The organism is Streptomyces sp. NPDC047108, from assembly GCF_040643575.1.
In the GTDB taxonomy this organism is placed as follows: Bacteria; Actinomycetota; Actinomycetes; order Streptomycetales; family Streptomycetaceae; genus Streptomyces.
Genome location: NZ_JBEYUP010000008.1, coordinates 86,414 through 107,050 on the forward strand (window position 1 = coordinate 86,414; position 20,637 = coordinate 107,050).

Annotated in this window: 15 protein-coding genes; 4 read left to right on the forward strand and 11 right to left on the reverse strand. The window is 73.2% G+C overall.

Annotated elements, in window-relative coordinates:
• Positions 1 to 24 precede the first annotated feature (24 nt).
• The gene (locus ABZ822_RS18300) at positions 25 to 1,239 is read right to left on the reverse strand and encodes a DUF4032 domain-containing protein (protein ID WP_360854475.1); all 1,215 of its coding nucleotides are present in this window, start codon (positions 1,237 to 1,239) and stop codon (positions 25 to 27) included.
• A gap of 363 nt (positions 1,240 to 1,602) precedes the next feature.
• Between ABZ822_RS18300 and ABZ822_RS18305 the strand changes: the two genes are divergently transcribed.
• On the forward strand, positions 1,603 to 2,118 hold the full coding sequence (locus ABZ822_RS18305; RefSeq protein ID WP_360854478.1) for a lytic polysaccharide monooxygenase auxiliary activity family 9 protein: 516 nt from the start codon (positions 1,603 to 1,605) through the stop codon (positions 2,116 to 2,118).
• A gap of 127 nt (positions 2,119 to 2,245) precedes the next feature.
• On the opposite strand, the gene ABZ822_RS18310 is transcribed toward ABZ822_RS18305, so the two are convergent.
• The 4 genes from ABZ822_RS18310 to ABZ822_RS18325 form a co-directional block, all read right to left on the reverse strand.
• Positions 2,246 to 2,611, reverse strand: a complete 366-nt coding sequence (locus tag ABZ822_RS18310) for a VOC family protein (protein ID WP_360855071.1) — start codon at positions 2,609 to 2,611, stop codon at positions 2,246 to 2,248.
• A 123-nt stretch (positions 2,612 to 2,734) separates the two neighbouring features.
• Positions 2,735 to 3,379, reverse strand: a complete 645-nt coding sequence (locus tag ABZ822_RS18315; RefSeq protein ID WP_360854481.1) for an LUD domain-containing protein — start codon at positions 3,377 to 3,379, stop codon at positions 2,735 to 2,737.
• Positions 3,376 to 4,920 carry a lactate utilization protein B gene (locus ABZ822_RS18320; RefSeq protein ID WP_360854484.1) on the reverse strand — a complete coding sequence of 515 codons (1,545 nt, stop codon included), beginning with the start codon at positions 4,918 to 4,920 and terminating at the stop codon, positions 3,376 to 3,378. The genes ABZ822_RS18315 and ABZ822_RS18320 overlap by 4 nt, the downstream gene beginning before the upstream one ends.
• Positions 4,917 to 5,669 (reverse strand): (Fe-S)-binding protein, encoded by a 753-nt coding sequence (locus ABZ822_RS18325; protein WP_360854487.1) that lies wholly within the window; start codon positions 5,667 to 5,669, stop codon positions 4,917 to 4,919. Before ABZ822_RS18325 ends, ABZ822_RS18320 begins: the two co-directional genes overlap by 4 nt.
• 336 nt (positions 5,670 to 6,005) lie before the next feature.
• Between ABZ822_RS18325 and ABZ822_RS18330 the strand changes: the two genes are divergently transcribed.
• Entirely contained in the window at positions 6,006 to 7,070 is a 1,065-nt protein-coding gene (locus ABZ822_RS18330) for a zinc-dependent alcohol dehydrogenase family protein (RefSeq protein ID WP_360854490.1), read from the forward strand.
• 71 nt (positions 7,071 to 7,141) lie between these two features.
• On the opposite strand, the gene ABZ822_RS18335 is transcribed toward ABZ822_RS18330, so the two are convergent.
• The 5 genes from ABZ822_RS18335 to ABZ822_RS18355 all read right to left on the reverse strand — a co-directional run bounded on the left by ABZ822_RS18335 (position 7,142) and on the right by ABZ822_RS18355 (position 14,862).
• On the reverse strand, positions 7,142 to 9,700 hold the full coding sequence (locus ABZ822_RS18335; protein ID WP_360854493.1) for a SpoIIE family protein phosphatase: 2,559 nt from the start codon (positions 9,698 to 9,700) through the stop codon (positions 7,142 to 7,144).
• 278 nt (positions 9,701 to 9,978) lie between these two features.
• Complete coding sequence (locus tag ABZ822_RS18340; protein WP_360854496.1) at positions 9,979 to 10,341, reverse strand: PT domain-containing protein; 363 nt, start codon at positions 10,339 to 10,341, stop codon at positions 9,979 to 9,981.
• 596 nt (positions 10,342 to 10,937) lie between these two features.
• On the reverse strand, positions 10,938 to 12,782 hold the full coding sequence (locus ABZ822_RS18345) for a GMC family oxidoreductase (RefSeq protein WP_360854499.1): 1,845 nt from the start codon (positions 12,780 to 12,782) through the stop codon (positions 10,938 to 10,940).
• Positions 12,779 to 14,170 carry a hypothetical protein gene (locus tag ABZ822_RS18350; protein WP_360854502.1) on the reverse strand — a complete coding sequence of 464 codons (1,392 nt, stop codon included), beginning with the start codon at positions 14,168 to 14,170 and terminating at the stop codon, positions 12,779 to 12,781. Before ABZ822_RS18350 ends, ABZ822_RS18345 begins: the two co-directional genes overlap by 4 nt.
• Positions 14,167 to 14,862, reverse strand: coding sequence for a GntR family transcriptional regulator (locus tag ABZ822_RS18355; RefSeq protein WP_360854505.1), 696 nt, complete (start codon positions 14,860 to 14,862; stop codon positions 14,167 to 14,169). Before ABZ822_RS18355 ends, ABZ822_RS18350 begins: the two co-directional genes overlap by 4 nt.
• A 420-nt stretch (positions 14,863 to 15,282) precedes the next feature.
• On the opposite strand from ABZ822_RS18355, the gene ABZ822_RS18360 reads away from it, so the two are divergent.
• Together ABZ822_RS18360 and ABZ822_RS18365 are read left to right on the forward strand one after the other, a co-directional pair.
• Positions 15,283 to 16,734 carry an MFS transporter gene (locus tag ABZ822_RS18360; protein ID WP_360855074.1) on the forward strand — a complete coding sequence of 484 codons (1,452 nt, stop codon included), beginning with the start codon at positions 15,283 to 15,285 and terminating at the stop codon, positions 16,732 to 16,734.
• Between the two features lie 206 nt (positions 16,735 to 16,940).
• On the forward strand, positions 16,941 to 19,337 hold the full coding sequence (locus tag ABZ822_RS18365; protein WP_360854508.1) for a glycosyl hydrolase family 65 protein: 2,397 nt from the start codon (positions 16,941 to 16,943) through the stop codon (positions 19,335 to 19,337).
• 35 nt (positions 19,338 to 19,372) lie between these two features.
• On the opposite strand, the gene ABZ822_RS18370 is transcribed toward ABZ822_RS18365, so the two are convergent.
• Entirely contained in the window at positions 19,373 to 20,548 is a 1,176-nt protein-coding gene (locus ABZ822_RS18370; RefSeq protein ID WP_360854511.1) for an aromatic acid exporter family protein, read from the reverse strand.
• Positions 20,549 to 20,637: the final 89 nt, after the last annotated feature.

Sequence of the window (20,637 nt, forward strand, 5' to 3'; positions counted from 1 at the left end):
AACGGCCCTCGTGGCGCGGCGTGTTCACGCGGGCGGGCGGGGCGGGAGGACCGTCCGCACGTAGTCCTCCACCGCGGCCTCCATGCCGACGTCGCGCTGCGCCTGCTCGGACAACTGCCAGCGGTGCTCGAGCAGTTCGTGGTAGATCTGCGCCACGTCTGCCGCGCCGCGCAGCTCCTGCGGGACGGCGCGCACGGCCGGGCGGAAGACGTCGCGGACCCAGCGGTGGGCCAGGACCTCGGGGCGGGCGCCGAGAGGGTCGCCGGGGGCGTAGTCCTCCTGCGAGACCATCCAGGTCTCCAGGTCGTTGAGCAGGCTGCGCGCCTGGTTCTCCTCCGCGTCCATGCCGGTGAGCCGCAGGAGCTGGCGCTGGTGGTGCCCGGCGTCGACGACCTTGGGGAGGAAGGTGACGGCGTCGCCGTCCGGGGAGCGCTGGATCTGCATCTCCGCCACGTCGAAGCCGAGGTCGTTGAGGCGCCGGATGCGGCGGTCGATGTAGTGGCGCTTGGTGAGCGGGTAGACCGACTGGCGGGTCAGTTCGTGCCACAGCTCGCCGTAGCGCTCGGCGATGGCCTGGCCGAAGAGCACGGGGTCGACGGACGGGTGCAGTGATCCGCCCGCTTCGAGGTCCATCAGCTCGCCGGCGATGTTCACCCGCGCCACCTCGACGTCGTACTCCCGCTGCCCGTCGGTGAGGCGGGGCTGGATCTGCCCTGTCTCCGCGTCCACGAGGTAGGCGGCGTACGCGCCGGCGTCGCGGCGGAAGAGGGTGTTGGAGAGGGAGCAGTCGCCCCAGGCGAAGCCGATCAGGTGCAGGCGTACGAGCAGGACGGCGAGGGCGTCGAGGAGCCGCTTGATGGTGCTCGGTCGCATCGTCGTCTCGAACATCGAGCGGTACGGCAGGGAGCCCTTGAGGTGGCGGGTCACCAGGGCGGGTTCGAGGGGGTCGCCGTGCTCGTCCGTGCGTCCTGTCACCACGGCGACGGCGTCGACGGCGGGGACGGCGAGGCGGTCGAGGTCGCGCAGCAGTCCGTACTCGCGGGTGGCGGCCCACTCGCCGACCTCCTTCACCGCGACGACCTCGTCCCCGGCGCGGGCGAACCGGACGATGTGGCGGGAGATGCCGCGGGGCAGTGCGACGAGGCACTCGTCCGGCCACTCCTCCAGCGGGATGCTCCAGGGCAGGTCGAGCAGGGCCGCCGGATGCTCGGGCGAGGTCGCGGTGATCTGGAGCTCCATGGGGACCAGTCTGAGGCAGGAAGGTTTCTGCGCGCCCTGGAGGTTGGCGGGCGCCGATGGCCCGTCGGGGGCGGAGGTCCAGCGGCGTGGAGGGGGTCCGGCGGGTACGAGTGCGGCGATGCACGCCGGTGCGAGTGCGGCGATGTACGACAGCACTCTTGACCGCGATCCGGTGAGCGGTAAAGTCCAGACCAATACTCAGGGCGTGAACTCGGGCCGCCCCGTTGGCAGTTGCCGCGCGCCGCGCGGGCAGCCGTACCCACCGGCCCGGCGGCGGACCGCTCCGTCGCGACGTCCCCCCACTATCGGCCGGCGCCCCTCCGTCCTTCCCTGGCGGCGACTCCCGGCCGAGAAGGAGTTGACATGCACAAGAAAAGAAAGCTGGCCGTCGTGATCGGCGCGGGAGTCGCCCCGCTTCTCGCGCTGAGCCTCCCGGCCGGCAGCGCCCAGGCCCACGGCTACGTCTCGTCGCCGCCCAGCCGCCAGGCCCAGTGCGCCGCCGGGACCCTTCCGTGCGGTCCCATCACGTACGAACCGCAGAGCGTGGAGGGCCCGAAGGGCCTGACGAGCTGCAGTGGCGGCAACGAGCCGTTCGCCGAGCTCGACGACGACAGCAAGGGCTGGACGGTCACGCCCGTCGGCCGCACGACCGGCTTCAGCTGGAAGCTGACGGCACGTCACTCCACGAGCACCTGGCAGTACTTCGTCGGCGGCTCGAAGATCGCCGAATTCGACGACGGGGGTGCGCAGCCAGGCGAAACGGTCACCCACCAGGTCGACTTCGGCGGACTGAGCGGCAAGCAGAAGGTGCTCGCGGTCTGGAACATCGCGGACACGGCCAATGCCTTCTACGCGTGCATCGACGTGAACATCGGCTGACGCGGGGGAGCGAGAGGGAGCCGTACCCGTTGCGCGGCCCGCGGTGGACGGGAGAGGGCCGTCCGCCGCGGGTCTCCCCGCCGACGGGCCTCCCCGCCTCCCGAGGGGCCACGATTCCCGCGCCGTCTCACTCCGGCCGGTGGCAGACCGCCTCCACGTTGTTCCCGTCCGGGTCACGGACGAAGGCGCCGAAGTAGTGCTCGTGGTACTCCGGGAACACCCGCGGTTCGTGCAAGCTCTCCGCGCCCGCCCCCGTCGCCGCCTCATGGAAGGCGCGCACGGCCGCGCGGTCGGGGGCCGCGAACGCGAGGTGCGCCTCGCGTGCCTCGCCGCCCGTCGCCACCGGTCCGAGCCAGAAGTCGGGCCGGTCCGTGCCGTACCCGATCACCGCTCCGAAATCCATCAGCCGCCGGCCCCCGAGCGGGGTCAGCACCGTGTCGTAGAAGGCCGCTGCCGCCGGTACGTCCCCGACCTGAATCGCCACGTGATCCATCATGGGCGCAGTCTGGCAGCAGGGTCCGACAATCCGGCCCGACCCGGCCCCGCGCCTCAGGCCTGCCCGTCCGGCTCCGGCGATCGTGCCCGCCCATCCGGGCCAGGCCATCCGGGCCCGGTCTCAGTCCTCCAGCAGGACGACCTCGAGAGCGCGCGGGCCGTGGACGCCCTCCACCCGGTCGAGTTCGATGTCGCTCGTCGCCGACGGGCCGCTGATCCAGGTCAACGGGCGTGCCGGATCCAGCCGTTCCAGCGCTTCCGGCACCGAGTCCACCACCTGCCCGGGGACCCGTACGACGCAGATGTGATGGTCGGGCACCAGGGTGATCCGGCGCCGCCCTTGGCCCGGTCCCCCGTCGAGGACGATCGTGCCCGTCTCGGCGACGGCCACCGCGCACCCCGTGACGACGCTGTCGACCGCGTCGAGTTGATGCGGGGTGCTCGCCTGCCGGTCCGGGATCCGGGCCGGGCCCGCGGCGTCCGTCCACTCCGGCGGCAGCCCCGGCGGTACGAGGACGGAGCCGGCGCCGCGCTCCGCCAGCAGGCGGGCGATGAGCAGGGGCAGTTCGCCGGCGGTGGCGCGGTGCACCACGGCGCGGTAGTCGGTGAGGTTCCCGGCGAGCAGGTCCGCCGTCTGTGCGGGCGTCCGTTCGCCGTGCACCCGCAGATAGTCCCGCGCGACCGGGACGTCCTCGGGCCGTTCCTCGCGCGGCACGTCTGCCAGGGCGCGGCGCACCCGCCCCAGGACGCGTTCCCTGCTGCTCACCGGCCGTCCCCTCCCTCGCCGCGCGTCCGCTCCCCGCCGCCGTCCCGTTTCCCGCTCCCGTCGCCGCCCTGTTGCCGTGCCTCACCGCGCGTGCGGTCCCACCAGTCGCGGAAGGGCTCGGACGGCACCTCGGGCAGGTCGCGCGTGCGCGTCCAGGCGCGTCCCGGGCCCGGCAGCCGCCTCGGATGCAGCCGCCGCGTACGGGACGCCAGGCGCTGTCCCGCGCGCAGTACCGCCGGGTGGTCCAGCGTCCAGCGCGCCGCACGCATCGCCGCCCGCTCGGCCGCGTGGCCCTTCGCCGGCCTGATCGTCACCCGAGTGCCCTGCCGGGTCACCTCGCCGCCCTCGACGACCCGTTCCCGCAGGTGCACCAGCACCTCGGGGATGTCGATGGCGACCGGGCACACCTCGTAGCAGGCGCCGCACAGCGACGAGGCGTACGGCAGGGACTGCTCCAACGGGCCTGCCATCCCGCGGAGTTGGGGGGTGAGGATCGCGCCGATCGGGCCAGGGTACGGAGAGCCGTACGCGTGCCCGCCCGCCCGCTCGTACACCGGGCACACATTGAGGCACGCCGAGCAGCGGATGCAGCGCAGCGCCTGACGCCCCACCGTGTCGGCCAGGGTGTCGGTGCGGCCGTTGTCGAGCAGGACGAGGTGGAAGGTGTGCGGTCCGTCGTCCTCCCGCGTCCCGGTCCACATCGAGGTGTACGGGTTCATGCGCTCCGCCGTGGAGGAGCGGGGCAGCAGCTGGAGGAAGACCTCCAGGTCGCGCCAGGTCGGCACGAGCTTCTCGATGCCGACGACCGAGATGAGCGTCTCGGGGAGGGTCAGGCACATCCGGCCGTTGCCCTCGGACTCCACCACGACCAGGGTCCCGGTCTCGGCCACGACGAAGTTCGCCCCGGAGACACCGACCTTGGCGCGGAGGAACTTCTCCCGCAGATGCAGCCGGGCGGCCTCGGCCAGCGCCGCGGGCTCGTCGGTGAGACCGTCGGGCGCGGGACGGCCCCACGCGCCCATCCGCTCCCGGAAGATGTCGCGGATCTCCGAGCGGTTGCGGTGGATCGCCGGGACGAGGATGTGGGAGGGCAGGTCGTCGCCCAACTGCACGATGAGCTCGGCCAGATCGGTCTCGCAGGCCGTGATCCCCGCGTGCGCCAGGGCGTCGTTGAGCCCGGTCTCCTGGGTGGCCATCGACTTGACCTTCACGACCTCGGTCTCGCCCGTGGCGCGTACGAGATCCGTGACGATCCGGTTGGCCTCGTCCGCGTCCGCCGCCCAGTGCACCTGACCGCCGGCGGCCGTCACCGCGGCTTCGGCCTGCTCCAGGTAGTGGTCGAGATGGCGCAGCGTACGGTTCTTGATCGCGGCTCCCGCGGCCCGCAGCCGCGCCCAGTCCTCCAGTTCGCCGACCGCCCCGGCGCGCTTGTCGCGGATGGTGTGCGTGGCGTGGCGCAGATTGCCGCGCAGCGTCCCGTCCTGCGTGGAACGGGCGGCGGCCTGCGGGAAGGAGGGCATGCCCAGGTAGGTGCCGCTCATCGCGGGTCCCCTTCCGTGCTCGCCAGGATCTCGGCGATGTGGACCGGGCGGACCGGTGAGCCGAGCCGGGTCAGCGTGCCGCCGATGTGCATCAGGCAGGAGTTGTCCGCCGCGCACACGGTCCCGGCTCCGGTCTCCGTGACGGCGCGAGCCTTGTCGGCGCCCATCGCGGCCGACACCGCCGCGTTCTTGACGGCGAACGTGCCGCCGAAGCCGCAGCACTCCTCCGCCCCCGGCAGCTCGCGCAGGTCGAGCCCCTTCACCCGTTCCAGCAGCCGGCGCGGCCGGTCGCCAAGACCGAGAACGCGCAGCCCGTGGCAGGTGGGGTGGTACGTGACGGTGTGCGGGTAGGACGCCCCGACGTCCGTCACCTTCAACACGTCCACCAGGAACTCCGTCAGCTCGTACGTCCGGGGCACCGCGACGGCGGCGGCCTCGGCGAGCGCGTCGCCCCGGCCTTCCGCGGCCGCACGCGCGGCGATCCGCGGGTAGTTGTCGCGCACCATCGCCGCGCACGAACCGGACGGGGTGACGACGTAGTCGTGGTCGCGGAAGGCGGCGGCGTAGCGGAGGACCAGCGGCTCGGTCTCGTGGCGGTAGCCGGTGTTGAACTGCGGCTGGCCGCAGCAGCTCTGGGCGGCGGGGAAGTCCACCTCGACGCCCAGGCGCTCGAGCAGGGTGACGACGGCCCGGCCCGTCCGTGGAAAGAGCGTGTCGTTGAGGCAGGTCACGAAGAGGGCTACGCGCATGACGGCTCCTCCGGGCGACGGGTCGCGCCCGGCGCCGTTCCGGGCCCGGCACGCCCATGAACCCGTTCCCACGCCATCCGATCACCCATGGGGTCATGGTGCCGCAGGACCCCGGCTTCTCGCACCGGCCGACGCGCGCGGGCATCGGCGCGGGCCGCGCGTCCGGAGCGGGCGGAAGCGGGGTGGGGCGGCCGGAAACGGCGCGACGGCCGGAAGCGGCTCGACGGCCGCGGGGGCGCCCTTGATCGCCCGGCCGGGTGCGCCGAGCATGAGGACGAGAGGACGAGACTGCGGGGAGAACGAGAAGCACGGGGGAAGCGAGGGAGGAGCCGACCGATGCGCGCTGTGGTGTTCGAGGAGTTCGGCCGGGTGCCGGAGGTGCGGGAGGTGCCGGAGCCGGCGGCCTCCGAGGACGGTGCCGTGATCCGGGTCGAGGCGACCGGGCTGTGCCGGAGCGACTGGCACGGCTGGATGGGCCATGATCCCGACGTACGGCTGCCGCACGTGCCCGGGCACGAACTGGCCGGGATCGTCGAGGCGGTGGGGCCCCGGGTCGCCAACTGGCGGGCGGGTGACCGCGTCACCGTCCCGTTCGTCTGCGCCTGCGGCCGCTGCCCTTCGTGCGCCGCGGGCGACCAGCAGGTGTGCGAGCGCCAGACCCAGCCGGGCTTCACCCACTGGGGATCCTTCGCCGAGTACGTCCGTGTCGAGCACGCGGACGTCAATCTCGTCGGGCTGCCGGACGACCTCGCGTTCGGCACGGCGGCCGGCCTCGGCTGCCGCTTCGCCACGGCGTTCCGTGCCGTCGTGGCCCAGGGGCGGGTGGCGCCGGGGGAGTGGGTCGCGGTGCACGGGTGCGGCGGGGTGGGCTTGTCCGCCGTCATGATCGCGGCCGCGTGCGGGGCGCGCGTCGTCGCGGTCGACGTCTCGGCCGAAGCGCTGGAGCTGGCGGAGAGCTGCGGCGCCGCCGTGTGCGTCGACGCTTCGGCGCGGCCGGGCTCCGGTCCCGGCTCCGCGGCGGACGCCGTGCTGGAGACCACGGGCGGCGGCGCCCACCTCTCGCTCGACGCACTCGGCAGCCCGCAGACGTGCGCCGCCTCCATCGCGGGCCTGCGCCGCCGTGGCCGCCATGTGCAGGTGGGACTGCTGCCCGCGGTGACGGGCGATCCGGCGCTGCCGATGTCGCGCGTCGTTGGCCTGGAACTCGAAGTGCTGGGCAGCCACGGCATGGCCGCGCACGCCTACCCGGCCATGATGGACATGGTCGGCTCCGGGATCCTCCGCCCGGACCGGCTCGTCACCGCCGCCATCGGTCTGGACGAGGCGCCCGCGGCGCTGGCCGCGATGGGGACGGCGACGGGTCGCGGCGTCACGGTCGTCGAACCGCACCGGAAGGTCTGAGCCGCACGGCCCGAGCCGCACCGGTGGATCCGAGCCGAATCGCCAGGTCCCGGCCGCGGCCGGGACCGCGGTCAGGGCACGGTGTACGGGAGCGGCGCGTCCCCGTCCGGGAACACCTGCTCCGTCCAGATCGTCTTGCCCGACGGGGTGTAGCGCGTGCCCCACCTCCGGACCATCTGCGCGACGATGAACAGCCCGCGCCCGCCCTCGTCGTCGCTCGCGCTGTGCCGCAGGTGGGGCGAGGTGTGCCCGCCGTCCGACACCTCGCACAGCAGTGTCCGGTCGCGGATGAGCCGGAGCAGTACGGGCGGTGCCGCGTGCCGGATCGCGTTCGTCACCAGCTCGCTGACGACGAGTTCGGTCGTGAACGCCAGCTCCTCCAGGCCCCATTCGCGCAGCCGCGCGGACGCCAGCTCGCGCGCCTTCGCCACCCCGGCGGGCTCCGGCGGCAGCTCCCAGACCGCGACCTGGTCGGCCCCCATCCGGCGGGTACGGACGAGCAGCAGGGCGGCGTCGTCGGCGGCCGGTCCGCCGGGCAGCAGCTCGGCGAGAGCCTGGTCGCAGGTGTCCTCCAGGGACCGACCGGGCTCGGTGAGCACGCGGCCCAGCTTCTCCAGACCCGCGTCGAGATCCCGGGTGCGCGAACCGACGAGCCCGTCCGTGAAGAGGGCGAGCAGGCTCCCCTCGGGGAGTTCGATCTCCAGGGACTCGAAGGGCAGGCCGCCGAGGCCCAGCGGCGGGCCCGGCGGGAGTTCGGGGAAGGACAGGGCCCCGTCGGGCTCGACGATCACCGGGGGCAGATGGCCGGCCCGTGCCATGGTGCACAGCCGCGACACCGGGTCGTACACGGCGTACAGGCACGTCACCCCGGTGGCCACGTCGTCCTCGGGTGCGGGGCGGCCCCCGGCGGACGCCGCCGCGCCTTCCTCCGCCGACTGCCCCACCAGGTCGTCCAGGCGGAAGAGCAGCTCGTCCGGCGCGAGGTCGAGGCGGGCCAGTGCGCGTACGGTCGTGCGCAGACGCCCCATGGTCGCCGCGGCGTTGAGGCCGTGCCCCACGACATCGCCGACGACGAGCCCGACGCGCGTGCCCGAGAGGGCGATGACGTCGAACCAGTCGCCGCCGACGCCCGCCCTGCTGTCCGTCGGCAGATAGCGGTGGGCCACGTCGAGGGCGGTCTGCGGCGGCAGATGCTGGGGGAGCAGGCTGCGCTGGAGGGTGAGGGCGGCGGTGCGTTCTCGGGTGTAGCGGCGGGCGTTGTCCAGGCTCACGGCCGTACGCGCCACCAGCTCGTCGGCGAGGGCCAGTTCGCCGCTGTCGAAGGGCGTGGGGTTGCGTGTGCGCAGGAACGTCACCAGGCCCATCGTGGTTCCGCGCGCCCGCAACGGGACGACGAGCGTGCCCTCTTCGAGGATGGTCCGGCCCGAGGACAGGCCGCGGCCCTGCGGCGAGGCCGGGGGGTAGCTGATGGGGTGCGGAGTCCGCTCCTCGTCGCCGCTCCCGTCGCCCGCCCCCGAGGTCCCGGGCTCGTCCGGTGCCCTCAAGTCCTCGGCGTCCTCCGTGGGTTTCCTGTCCTCCGCCTCCCTGGTGGCCACCGGGTCGCCGCCCGCCGTACCGACCGCGTGTTCCCCGTCCTTGCGGCCGGAGCGGCGCGCCATCCGTAGGAGCGGAGCCGGGGATTCCCGGGCCGGGTCCGGCTCCTCCCCTTCCAGGACCGCTTCCATGACGTCGACGGTGACGGTGTCGGCGAACCGCGGGACGACCACGTCCGTGATCTCCCGCGCCAGCAGCTCCATGTCCAGCGTCGTCCCGATGTTGCCGCCGGCCCGGACCAGGAGTTCCAGCCGCTGCTGCGTCCGGTACCGGTCGGTGATGTCGAAGGCGTCCTCGCAGACGCCGAGCACATGGCCGCGTGCGTCCTGGAGCCGGTAGTACGAGCAGGACCAGAAGTGGTCGTTGTGCGGGTCGACCGGGGGACGGCCGTGGAAGTGCAGGTCGACGACGGGTTCGCCGGTCGCGAGCACGTAGCGCATGACCTCGGCCAGCGTGACCGGGTACGTCTCTGTGAGGAACTCCCCGGCCGGATAGAGCTCTTCGATGTGCCGGCCGGTGAAGTCTTCGAGCGGGACCCCGATCTCCTCCTCGTACTTGGCGTTGGCCCACGCCACATGGAGGTCGCGGTCGTAGATGCACAGGGCGATGGGCGACTGGGTGGCCAGACCCTGGCGCATCGCCTGATGGGACTCCCAGCGCCGCAGCACCTCCAGCTCGGCGGCGACGAGGACGCGGGCGGGGCCGGATCCGCCGTTCTCCAGCTCGCACACGGTCGTCGCCACCTGCAGCACGTGGCCGTCGCGGTGGCGCGCGATACGGGGCTCGCTGGGCGGCAGGGGCCCGGCGGGGGGCTCGACGAACCCGGGGAACGCCGGCTCGGGGGTCGGGCGGCCCACGAGCAGGGTGTCCACACGGTGCCCGATGATCTCCTCGGCGGTGTATCCGAGCAGCTCCTCGGCGGCGGGGGACCAGCCGATGATCACGTCCTCGGCGTCCAGCACCGCGGTGGCCGCCCTCGTGACGTCCAGGGGACCACGGAAGTCATCGGCGCTGTTGGACGTGTTCCACATGCTCATGGCATCAGACCCAGCCCGGGTTCATTACCTACAGCTTCGATCCTGATCAAGGCCTCCACAACCGCAGTGGCAGGACCCGATGGGGGCGGCCCCCGGGCGTCCGCGCCCGCCCCCGGGCGGTGACGGGGGCGGGCGGGGCTCCCGGAGGGGCAGAGGCGACGGAACGGGGGCCGGGCTTCGTACGGCACCGGAGCGAGCCCGGGAGACCCGGAAAGGCGCTGACGAGTGCGCCGGAAGCACACTCGTCAGCAGCTCAGGGATCTCTTGGGGAGACCGGCCTACCGGTTCGCGCGGCGGCGCAGCGTGACCACGGTCCCCGCGCCCGCGAGGGCCAGCAGCGCGGTGCCACCGGCGATCTGCAGGGAGGTCGTCTGGTCGATGCTGCCGCCGACGCCGCCCTCAGTGCCCTTGCTGGGCGTGCTGGGCCGCGCCGTGGGGCGTTCGGTGGGGCGCTCGGTGGGCCGGTGCGTCGGGCGCTCGGTGGGGCGCTCGGTCGGCTTCGACGTCGGGTGGTGCGTCGGGCGGTGGGTCGGCCTCGAGTTCTCGTGCCCGGGGGAGGGCTCGGCGAGGGCGGCCGGGGCCCCGAGGCCGAGGGTGGCACCTGTCACGAGGGCAACGGCGAATATTCGTCCAGCTCGCATGTCGGATCTCCTGCGCCGGCGCGGCCTTTGGCCCAGCCGCTTCGAGGGAATTCCGGCGTACTTGGATTAAGCACGCGAAGCACTCATGTCGCGATGGGGGGCGGAGGGTTGGGGTCACTCCGATGGAGGACGCGGCTCCGCGGCGGAGGGTGCCTCTGTGCAGGTTGAGCGTCGTCTCCGTCGGACGCCGCCGGATTTCGGCGATGCCCGCCGCCCGGGTGACCCGCCGGTGCGGAACGCGTGGCTCTGCGGGGGTTCGGACCCGTCGGTGGCCGTGGGTCCGGCCGGTGCGGCTGCGGGGCCGCATCCCGGTGCCTGGCGATGCCCGCGCCCTCACGCGCACGCCGTCCGTGTACGGGCACCGCGTCTTCCATGTGCGGACCGCAACTCACCCTCGTACGGGCCCTCATGAGCAGTGGATCCTCCAACCACCGTGATCCGCACCGGTGTTGACCGGAGAGCATCCGCGCGGAACGTGAACCCGCCCCTGACACGGACGAAGCCCCGGAGGGCGAGCACCCACCCCGCCCCTCTCGCGAAATGGTGCCCGCCCTCACGGGGCGCCGCCGGCCGTCGCCCGAGGGGCGACGCCGACGTCAGGTGGCGGCTTCGGTCACCGCCAGAACGGCCGCCATGATGGTGACCTGGGGGTTCACCTCAGGACAGCTCGGCAGCAGCGAGCCGTCCGCGATCAGTACGCCGTCCACGCCCCGCAGCCGGCCCTCCGTGTCCGCCGGGCTGACCTCCGGGTCCGTGCCCATGGCGACCGTCCCGGTCGGGTGGAAGGCGGTCACATGCAGCTGACTGGCCGACACGCCGCTCAACAGCTCCTCCAGTTCCGCCATCGAGCGCGCCCTCGGGGCGGTCGCGATACCGGTGAGGACCTCCTCGGCGCCCGCGGCGAACAGGATCCTGCCCTCCGCCTCCAGGGCGCGCAGCAGCTTGCGGGCGTCGTCGCGGTGCAGGTCGTAGCGGAGTACGCCGCGGCCCGATCCGAGGACCTGGCCGGAGGGCCGGTCGGCGATCATGGCGCCCACCGTGGCGAGCGAGCCCACGTCCTCCAGTTCCGCCCGCAGGGCCCGGCCCACGCCGGGCAGCACGAACGAGGTCATACCGGGCGGCCCGGACGTGGCCTCGATGAGGATGCCGTCGTCGTGGAACTTCTCCACGCCGACGCTCTGCAGCACTCCGCGCCACATCGTGACCGGCTCGGAGAACCGTCCGGCGGCGCTGATCGCCGGATGGACGGCGAGGTTCTTCCCGAGCCGGGGGTGCCGGCCGAGTCCGGAGCGCCGCAGCAGCTGCGGGGACTGAAGGGCCCCCGCCGCGACGACGACGAGCGGGCTGAGGATCTCGAACGTCGAGCCGTCCGGCCGCCGTACGGCCACACCGCCCGCCCGCGGCCCGCCCGGGCGGTCCCGCTCGACCAGAATGCGCTGCACGGAGGCTCCGGTGACGATCCTGGCCCCCGCCGCGCACGCGTCGGGCAGGACCGAGAGCTGGACGCTCTGCTTGGCTCCCGTGGGGCAGCCGACGATGCACTGGCACGAGCCCTTGCAGCCGCTCGCGTTGCGGCGCAGCGGGCCGGCCTCCCAGCCCAGCTTCTCGGCGCCGAGGAGGGCGGTGCGGCCGTTGTTGCCGAGGACGTCCAGTGGCTGCGTGCCGACCTGAAGGGTGCGTTCGACCTCGTCCATGTGGGTCCCGAAGGTGGCGTCGTCGGCCATCGCCAGGCCGAACTCGTCGCGCCAGCGGGACAGGACATGGTCAGGAGTGCGGTAGCACGTACCGGAGTTGACGATCGTGGTGCCGCCGACGGCCCGGCCGGTCGGGATGACCACGGGCGGATTGCCGAGCGCCACGGTCGCCCCGCCGTCCCGGTACATCTCGGCGAACCGGTCCAGCGGCACCCGCCGCCCGAACTCCTCGGTCGTGTGGTGCCGTCCCTGCTCCAGTACGACGACGCTCATCCCGGCGCGCGCCAGGGTGCGGGCCGCCGTCGCGCCGCCCGCACCCGAGCCGATGACGACCGCGTCGACGGTCGCACGGTCCGGCCACTCGGTCGAGGGGACGCAGTCCAGCGGCCGGTCGGCGGCCGCGTTCCGGGTCAGGGGCATCGGCTCGGTGTGGAGCATCCGTTCGGTGCCCGCCGCGAGGATCACCGGCACCTTCACCACGTCGAGCAGTTGCAGCAGTGCCTTGTTGCCGGCCAGCGAGGTGAGCAGTTCCTCACGGCGCTCCGGGCTCAGGGTGTGCAGCCCGTGCCCGGTGCGCACGCGGGCGTACGTGTCCAGGGCCGTGGCCGCGCTGCGGACACCGGCCGCGGCGGGGCCCGGCATCGACGCGAGAACGTCCTCCAGTCGCTGCGTGACCGCGCCCACCCAGGGCGCACTCCCGTCGTCCGCGAGCAGGGCGGCGACCAGGCCGCCGAGCCGGCGGCTCACCGGGTGCCCACTTCCGCGTGCGCGGTGCCCGCCAGGGACCATTCCGCTTCCGTCTGCCAGCGCCCTTGCTGCCGGCGTTCCAGGACGATGTGCGCGTCGGCCGACTCGCTGTTGCGGCACACGGCGGGACTCCCGTCGGGGTCGGTGTAGTCGAGGGCGAGGGTGCGGTCCTCGGGCTGGGTGACGGTGACGCGGATGCGGCGTCCCCCGGCCGTGCCCGTCACCGTCCACTCGGGCAGAGCGATGTCGGCGCGGAACCGGCCGAGGCCCGCCCAGCCGATCGCGCCGCGCTCCGCACGCCGCGGCCAGGTCCGGCCGTCCTTGCGCAGCCGGAGGAAGACCAGCGGGGGCAGACGCCGCAGACCGGGGCGGGTCGAGACGGCGGCCACCACTTCGAGGACGTCGCCGTCACCGAGGTCGGCGTGGAGCCAGGACCAGCGGCGCGCGTTGCCGTGCCCGTAGATGCGCGCGGTCGCACCGGGCGCGCCGTCCAGCGTCAACTCCCCGCCGTCGTACGCGAGGGTGCCGGAGTACGACGAGCGGGGGGCGGGCAGCATCTGCGCGGCGGGCAGCAGTTCGCGCCGCCATGACCAGCGGGGGAAGGTGTAGAGCGTCGTGCGGTCCTCATGACGCTCGGTCAGCTTCCAGGCGAACTCGCCCGCGCTGCCGTTGAGTTCACCCGGTCCCGCCGTGATGCCGTCGGCGGCGAAGCCGCGGGTGTTCGGCTCCCACGGCTCGGGCCCGAAGCGGGCGTGCCGGACCGGTCCGTCCGGCGGGTAGAGCGCGACCCACCCGTGCGCGTACGCCGCGGATCCGTCGCTGGGAGCCACGAGTTCGTGGTGCAGCCAGACGCCGGTACGGGTCTCGGGGTCGGTGATCGTGGTGTACCAGACCTCGGTGCGGCCCGGTGAGCCGTCCCAGCGCGGAGCGAGATGGCGGTCGGCCTTCTCCGGCTTCGGGAAGCGGAAGCTGCCGAGGAACGGCAGCATCCCGGTGGTGACCGGGAAGCGCAGCGTGCCGTGCCCGGCCTCCTCCCCGTCCGCGAAGAGCGTGAACGGCAGCACGGTCATCGACTTCAACGGCCGTGACGGCGTGATGGACTTCCACCCGTCGAGGGTGTACTTGCGGCCGTCGGCGGTGAAGCGTATGTGATAGCGGATGCGCCGCCGGGCCAGCGGAGAGATCTCCAACTCGCCGGTCGCGTAAGGGTCGTCGGCGATGCCCGTGATGCGCATCCGCCCCGTCACCCGTGCGTCCGTGGTCCGGTGAAGGAGCATCAGCTCGTCGGCGCGCACGTCGAGGTCCATGCGCATCGGGCGCGGCGCGCTTTCGCCCACCAGCCGCACCGTGCCGAGCATCGTCTCCGCGAACGTGGTGCCGCGGCTCATGCGTTCACCCCCAGGTTCTCGAGCATGATCTGTTCCGTTTCTTCGAGGTACTCCTCCGCCGCGGTTCTCGCGGCCGGGGCGTCGCCCTCCAGCACCGCTTGCACGACCGGGGCGAGGCGGGCATGGGCGACGGCCACGTCCAGGAAGGGGGCGACGAGGTGGGAGCGGACCGGCAGATACGCGTTGAAGAGCGTGTTGGTCAGCAGGCTGTAGACCCGGTTGCCCGTCGCTCGGGCCAGCGCCCGGTGCACCTCGACGTCGGCGAGCTGGGCCGCGTCCCCGTCCTCGGCGTCCGCGATCTCGGCCAGCAGATCGGTGAGTTCGATGCGCTGGTCGGGGGTGACCGTCTGCGCGGCGCGTTCCGCGATGAGCGTTCCGACGGTGCGGCGGACCTCGAAGACCTCGTCGAGCCAGTCCGGGCTGTGGCGGACCAGCATCGGCAGCAGGTCCGCGCCGCCGAAGCGGGCGAAGTCGCGGACGCGGGTGCCGACTCCGTGCCGGGTCTCCAGGAGCCCGGCCTGCACGAGGCGGCCGAAGGCGTGCTTGAGGGTGGTGCGCGTGACGCCGTATCCCTCGGCGAGCTGCCGCTCCGGTGGGAGAAGGGTCCCGGTGGGGTGACGTCCGGAGAAGATGTCCTCGCGCAATCGATTCTCCAGTACGTCGACGATCGTCTCGCGTGGCAGCGTCGTCACGGGTTCGCCTCTCGCAGCTGACCTTCGTGGCTGAGTGGATGAGCCACTGAACCACACCGGGCGCGGTCACGACAAGAGTGTGGGGCGAGGAAAGGTGAAACGTAAACTACTCAAGGAGGGGTGCCGCCCCGCCTGAGTAGCGCGACCGACCGCTCCGCGGACGGCCCGCGCGTACCGGACCGGGGCACCGCGCCGACTCCCGCGCTCGCACCCGCACCCGCACCGCTCCCGCGCTCGCACCCGCTCCCGCGCTCGCACCCGCTCCCGCGCCGATCGCGCACGCCCTCTCCGCCCCGCGGACCCGTTCGCCCGCTCCCCCCGAGCCGGGCAGACGCTCGTTGCCGCGCCCCGGCTGTCCGGAATCGCCGGTGCACTCCCTCCGTGCCACGCTGGAACGAGCCGACGGAGGGCGGTGTGCGCATGCCATCGCAGGCCGGGTCGGGGGCGGGCGAGTCCGCTCCGAGCGGTTTCTCGCCGCGCGAGCGGGCGGTCATCGCCGCGGCCGCGATCTCGATGCTCATCGTGCAGATGGACTGGTTCGCCCTCAATCTCACGATCCCCGTCATCGCCCGCGACTTCGGCACCTCGTCGACCGATCTGCAGTGGCTGGTCAGCGGCTACATGCTCGCCCTGGGCGCGCTGATGATCGCCGGCGGCCGCTTCGCCGACCTGCACGGCAGACGCCGGGTCATCGTCACCGGCCTCGCCGGATTCGCCGCCGTCTCCGTGGTGTGCGGTGCGGCGCAGAACACGCCCTGGCTCGTGACCGCGCGCGTGGTCCAGGGCACCGCCGCCGCGCTGATCTTCCCCGTCGCCGTGGCCCTGGTCTCCGCCCACTTCCGGGACAGCCGCCAGGGGCGCGCCGTCAGCACGGTCCTGGCCTTCAGCGCGGTCGGTACGGCACTGGGCCCGTTCGTCGGCGGCGCCTTCGCCGAACACGTCAGCTGGCGCGCGGTGTTCCTCATCAACGTCCCGCTCTGTCTGATCGCCATCGCGCTGCTGCTGCGCTTCGTCCCCGAGACCCGGGACACCCGGGCGTCGCGCGGCATCGACATCCCCGGCATCCTCACCGTCGCCGGCGGGCTGGTGTGCGTCATGCTCGCCACCGACCGGGGCGGAAGCTGGGGCTGGACGTCGGCGGGTGTCCTCGGGCTGCTGGGCGCCGGGGTGGCGCTGCTGGCGCTGTTCGTGGCCGTGGAGCGGCGGGCCCGGGAGCCGTTGCTGGACCTCTCGCTCTTCCGCGATGCGCGGTTCGACGTCGTCACGGTCGCCGGGTCGCTGTCCAACGTCGTCTACGCCCTGGTCGCCGTGTTGTCCGCGCTCTACCTCCAGGAGGCCCGCGGGCTGTCCCCGCTGCTCTCCGGCGTGGTCTTCCTCGCGCTCTCCGCGGGTTCGGCCTCGGCCAGTTACCGGGCTGGGCACCTCGCACAGAGATGGCCGGCGGAGCGGCTCATGGCCGCGGGCATGGTCACCAGCGGAGCGGCGCTGCTCGTGCTCACCTGGGTGACCCCGCTCGGCTGGTACGCGGTGGTCTTCGCCGTCCTGGGCGTGGGCGTCGGGCTCGGATGGGCGCTGACGAACGTCGCCACACAGTCGTACGTCCCCGAGGGCCGCAGCGGTGCGGCCTCCGGACTCGTCCTGACCGCGCTCGTCCTGATGGCGGCCGTCGGGGTCGACGTGTCCGCATCGGTGCTGGAGGCCGTCAGTGGCTCGGCCGCGACAGCGGCGGCGGACGGCCCGGCGATCGAGGCCGTGCTCCGCGGCACCGCGGGCCTGGCCTTCCTCGGCGCGCTGCTGCTCCTGACGGTCCTTCGGGGCGGGCGGACGGGCGCGGCCGCCGCACGCACCGGAACCGGAGCGGCACGGCCGTGACCGCTCTCGCTCTCCCGCGACGGCGACCGCGCACCACCGCCACGGCCGGGGACCCGCCCCGCACCACCGCCCGGCGGCACTGCCCGGCGCCGCTCCCGGCCCACACCGGGCCCCTTCCCGCCCGTACGCCCCGGTGGCCCGGTTCCGCCCACCCGTGGTGCAGTGGAGAGGGGTGAGGCTCCGTGCCGTTCCGCGGAGGGAGGACGATGCCGGAGTGGACCTGGGAGTACGCCGGTTACGTTCCCACGGAGGAGCGGCTCCGGGAGTCCCTGCTGACCCTCGGGAACGGCTACTTCGCCACCCGCGGAGCCGCCCCCGAGAGCGTCGCCGACGACGTGCACTACCCGGGCACGTATGCGGCGGGCTGCTACAACCGCCTCGTCTCGCGGGTGTCGGGCCGGCACATCGAGAACGAGGACATGGTCAATCTGCCCAACTGGCTGCCGCTGCGCTTCCGCGTCCGCACCGAGGACGGTTCCGCCGCCTGGTTCTCGACCGACGCCGACACCCTGCTCGACCACCGGCTCGTCCTCGACCTCCGGGCAGGAAACCTCACCCGGCACCTGCGCTACGAGGACGCGGAGGGCCGGCGGATGCGCGTCGACCAGTGCCGCCTCGTCCACATGGGAGACCCCCATCTGGCCGCGCTGCGCACCGAGTTCACCCCCGAGGGCTGGTCGGGCGAGGTAGAGGTGGAGTCGTCCCTCGACGGCGACGTGACGAACGCGGGCGTGCACCGGTACCGGGACCTCGCCTCGCACCATCTGGCTCATCTGCACACCGGCGCCGTCGAGCCCGACACCGTCTGGCTGCGATGCCACACCTCCGCCTCCGACATCGGGATCGGCATGGCGGCGCGTACCACCGTCACGGGGACCGCACCCGCCGCCTCCCGGCTGCACATCGCCCCCCGCCACGTCGCGCACCTGCTGCACGTCCCCGTCGCCCCCGGTGAATCCGCCACCGTGGACAAGGTCGTCGCCCTGCACACCTCCCACGACCCGGCGATCAGCGATCCGCTGGACGCCGCCCTGGGCGACGTCGCCGCGGCCCAGGGCTTCGCCGAACTCCGCGACTCCCAGCGCGCGGCGTGGGAACAGCTCTGGCGACGCGCCGAGTTGGACGTCCCCGGCGAGGCGGGGGCCATCCTGCGGCTCCACCTCTTCCATGTGCTGCAGACGCTGTCGCCGCACACCGCCGACCTCGACGTGGGGGTGCCGGCCCGCGGTCTGCACGGCGAGTCGTACCGGGGACACGTCTTCTGGGACGAGCTGTTCGTCCTGCCCTACCTCAACCTGCACTTCCCCGGCGTCTCCCACGCTCTCCTCGACTACCGGCACCGGCGGCTGCCGCAAGCCTGCAAGATGGCGGCCGACGTGGGCAGGACCGGCGCCATGTACCCGTGGCAGAGCGGCAGCGACGGCCGCGAGGAGACCCAGGTCCTGCACCTCAACCCCCGCTCGGGGCGCTGGCTGCCCGACCACTCCCGCCTCCAGCACCACGTCGGCTCGGCCGTCGCCTACAACGTGTGGCAGTACTGCGAGGCGACCGGCGACACCCACTTCCTGCAGACCAAGGGCGCCGAGATGATGCTGCAGATCGCGCGCTTCTGGGCGGACAGCGCGGTCCACGACCCGGAGTCCGGGCGCTACCGCATCCGCGGAGTGGTCGGCCCGGACGAGTACCACGACGCGTACCCGGACGCGGTCGAGCCCGGGCTGGACGACAACGCGTACACCAACGTCACCGCCGCCTGGGTGCTCGGCCGCGCCCTCGACCTCGTCCGCGACCTGCCCGAGCCGCGGCGGCGGGAGCTGTACGAGCACATCGGCCTGGGCGAGGGGGAAATCGAGCGCTGGGAGGACGTCTCGCGTCGCCTGCGGGTGCCCTTCCACCGCGACGTCATCAGCCAGTTCGACGGCTTCGGCGAGCTGGAGGAGCTCGACTGGGAGGGCTACCGCGAGCGGTACGGCGACATCCGGCGGCTCGACCGGATCCTGGAGGCCGAGAACGACACGGTCAACCGCTACCAGGCCTCCAAACAGGCCGACGTCCTCATGCTCGGCTACCTCTTCTCACCGGCCGAACTGACCGGTCTCTTCCGCCGGCTGGGCTACGAGTTCGGCGACGAGCTGTGGCGCCGCACCGTCGACTACTACCTGCACCGCACCTCGCACGGCTCCACCCTCAGCGGCCTCGTCCACGGCCTGGTGCTGGCCCGCGTCCGCCGCGCCGAGGCATGGCGCTTCTGCCGGGAGGCGCTGGAGGGCGACGTCGCCGACCTGCAGGGCGGTACGACCGGCGAGGGCATCCACCTCGGTGCCATGGCCGGGACGCTCGACCTGGTGCAGCGCGGCCTCACCGGCCTGGAGACCCGGGACGACGCGCTGTGGCTCGACCCCGTACCCCTCCCGGAGCTCTCCGAGTACGGCTTCTCGCTGCGCTACCGCGGGCACTGGGGCGTGGACCTGCGGCTGCGCCACGGGCGGCTGCGCATCGAGGTCCCGGCATCGCCCGAGCCCCCGATCCGGGTGGTGCTCGCGGGCCGGTCCGTCATGGTCGCCCCCGGCGAGTCCGTCGCGCTGCGGCTCCCGTACGGATGAGGGGCCCGGGGCGTACCGGCTCCCGTCATGGGTGATCAGCCGCGCGACAGGAGATTCTGCAGCTTCCGGTGCAGCCGGCGGAGCGAACGGCGCATCCGGTAGCCCGTCGTGGGGTGGCTGGGTTCCTGGCGGTGGCGGTCGAGCTCCTCGGCGAGCCACTGGGAGCGCCGCTCGACGTCGAGCTCGTTGAGCAGCCGGTCGACATTGGCCAGCAGCGCCCCGTGCAGCTCCCACTTGGCGGGCTCCTTCTTCATCTCGGCCCACAGCAGGTCGTCGATGCGGCGACGGGTGCGCCGCCCCTCGGCCAGCGCCTCGCCGAGCTGCTCCTCCGCCATCTCGGCGTTGGAGCTGACCTGGGCGGTGATGAGGCGGCCGAAGCTGTCCACGGCGTCCGCGATGTGCGCGAACAGCTCGCTCATGACACCGGCCACCTCGCCCTCGTAGACGAGCTCCGAGCGGCGCTCGCGGGTGAGGTCCGCAAGCGACCGGGACAGGGTGCGCAGCACCACGGCGCAGATCTCCAGGGTGTCCAGGCCGCTGCGCAGGACGAGACGGGCGAGCAGGCCCTCGCGCACCCGCGGGTTGAACCGCATGCTCTCGTCGGCGCGGTTGAGCTGGGCGTCGACGTCGGAGATCCCGTTGTCGACCTGGCGCGCCTCGTGCAGCCAGGCCACCGCGTCCTCTCCGGTCGCCCCGCGCTCCAGGGCCCGGCTCATCCGCAGCAGCAACGACCGCATCCGGCGGGCCAGATCGGCGATGGCCTGGCCCGCGGGCTCCACGTACACCGGAGGGGCGATCAGCGCGTTGAGCAGAATCCCGCACGCGGCGCCGATGAGGGTCTCGGCCACCCTGCTCCACGCCATCTGGGCCGTGTGGCTGACGCCGAGGACGAGCATGGCGCTGATCGCCACCTCGGGCACGAACTCATGGACCCGTACGAGGTGTCCGGTGACGAGCGAGGCGAGGATGAGCAGGCCCAGGCTCCACCAGCTCAGGCCCACCACGGCGCTGAACGCGGAGGCGACGAGCACGCCCGCGATGACGCTGTTGACCCGCCGGAAGCCCATGGTGAGGGTCGCGTACAAGCTGACCTGGACGACCAGCAGCGCGGTCAGCGGGGCCAGCAGCGGCGGCGGACCGCCCTGGATGATCCACTCGGCGGCCGCGTAGGCGAGGGTCGCGCCGACCGTGCACCGGACGGTCTGGACCACGACCGGATCATCGCTCCGCCGCCGGGCTTTCCGGGCGACGTCGGCGACTTGCTGCGCGAGTCCTGGCACGTTCCCATCTATGCCACGGC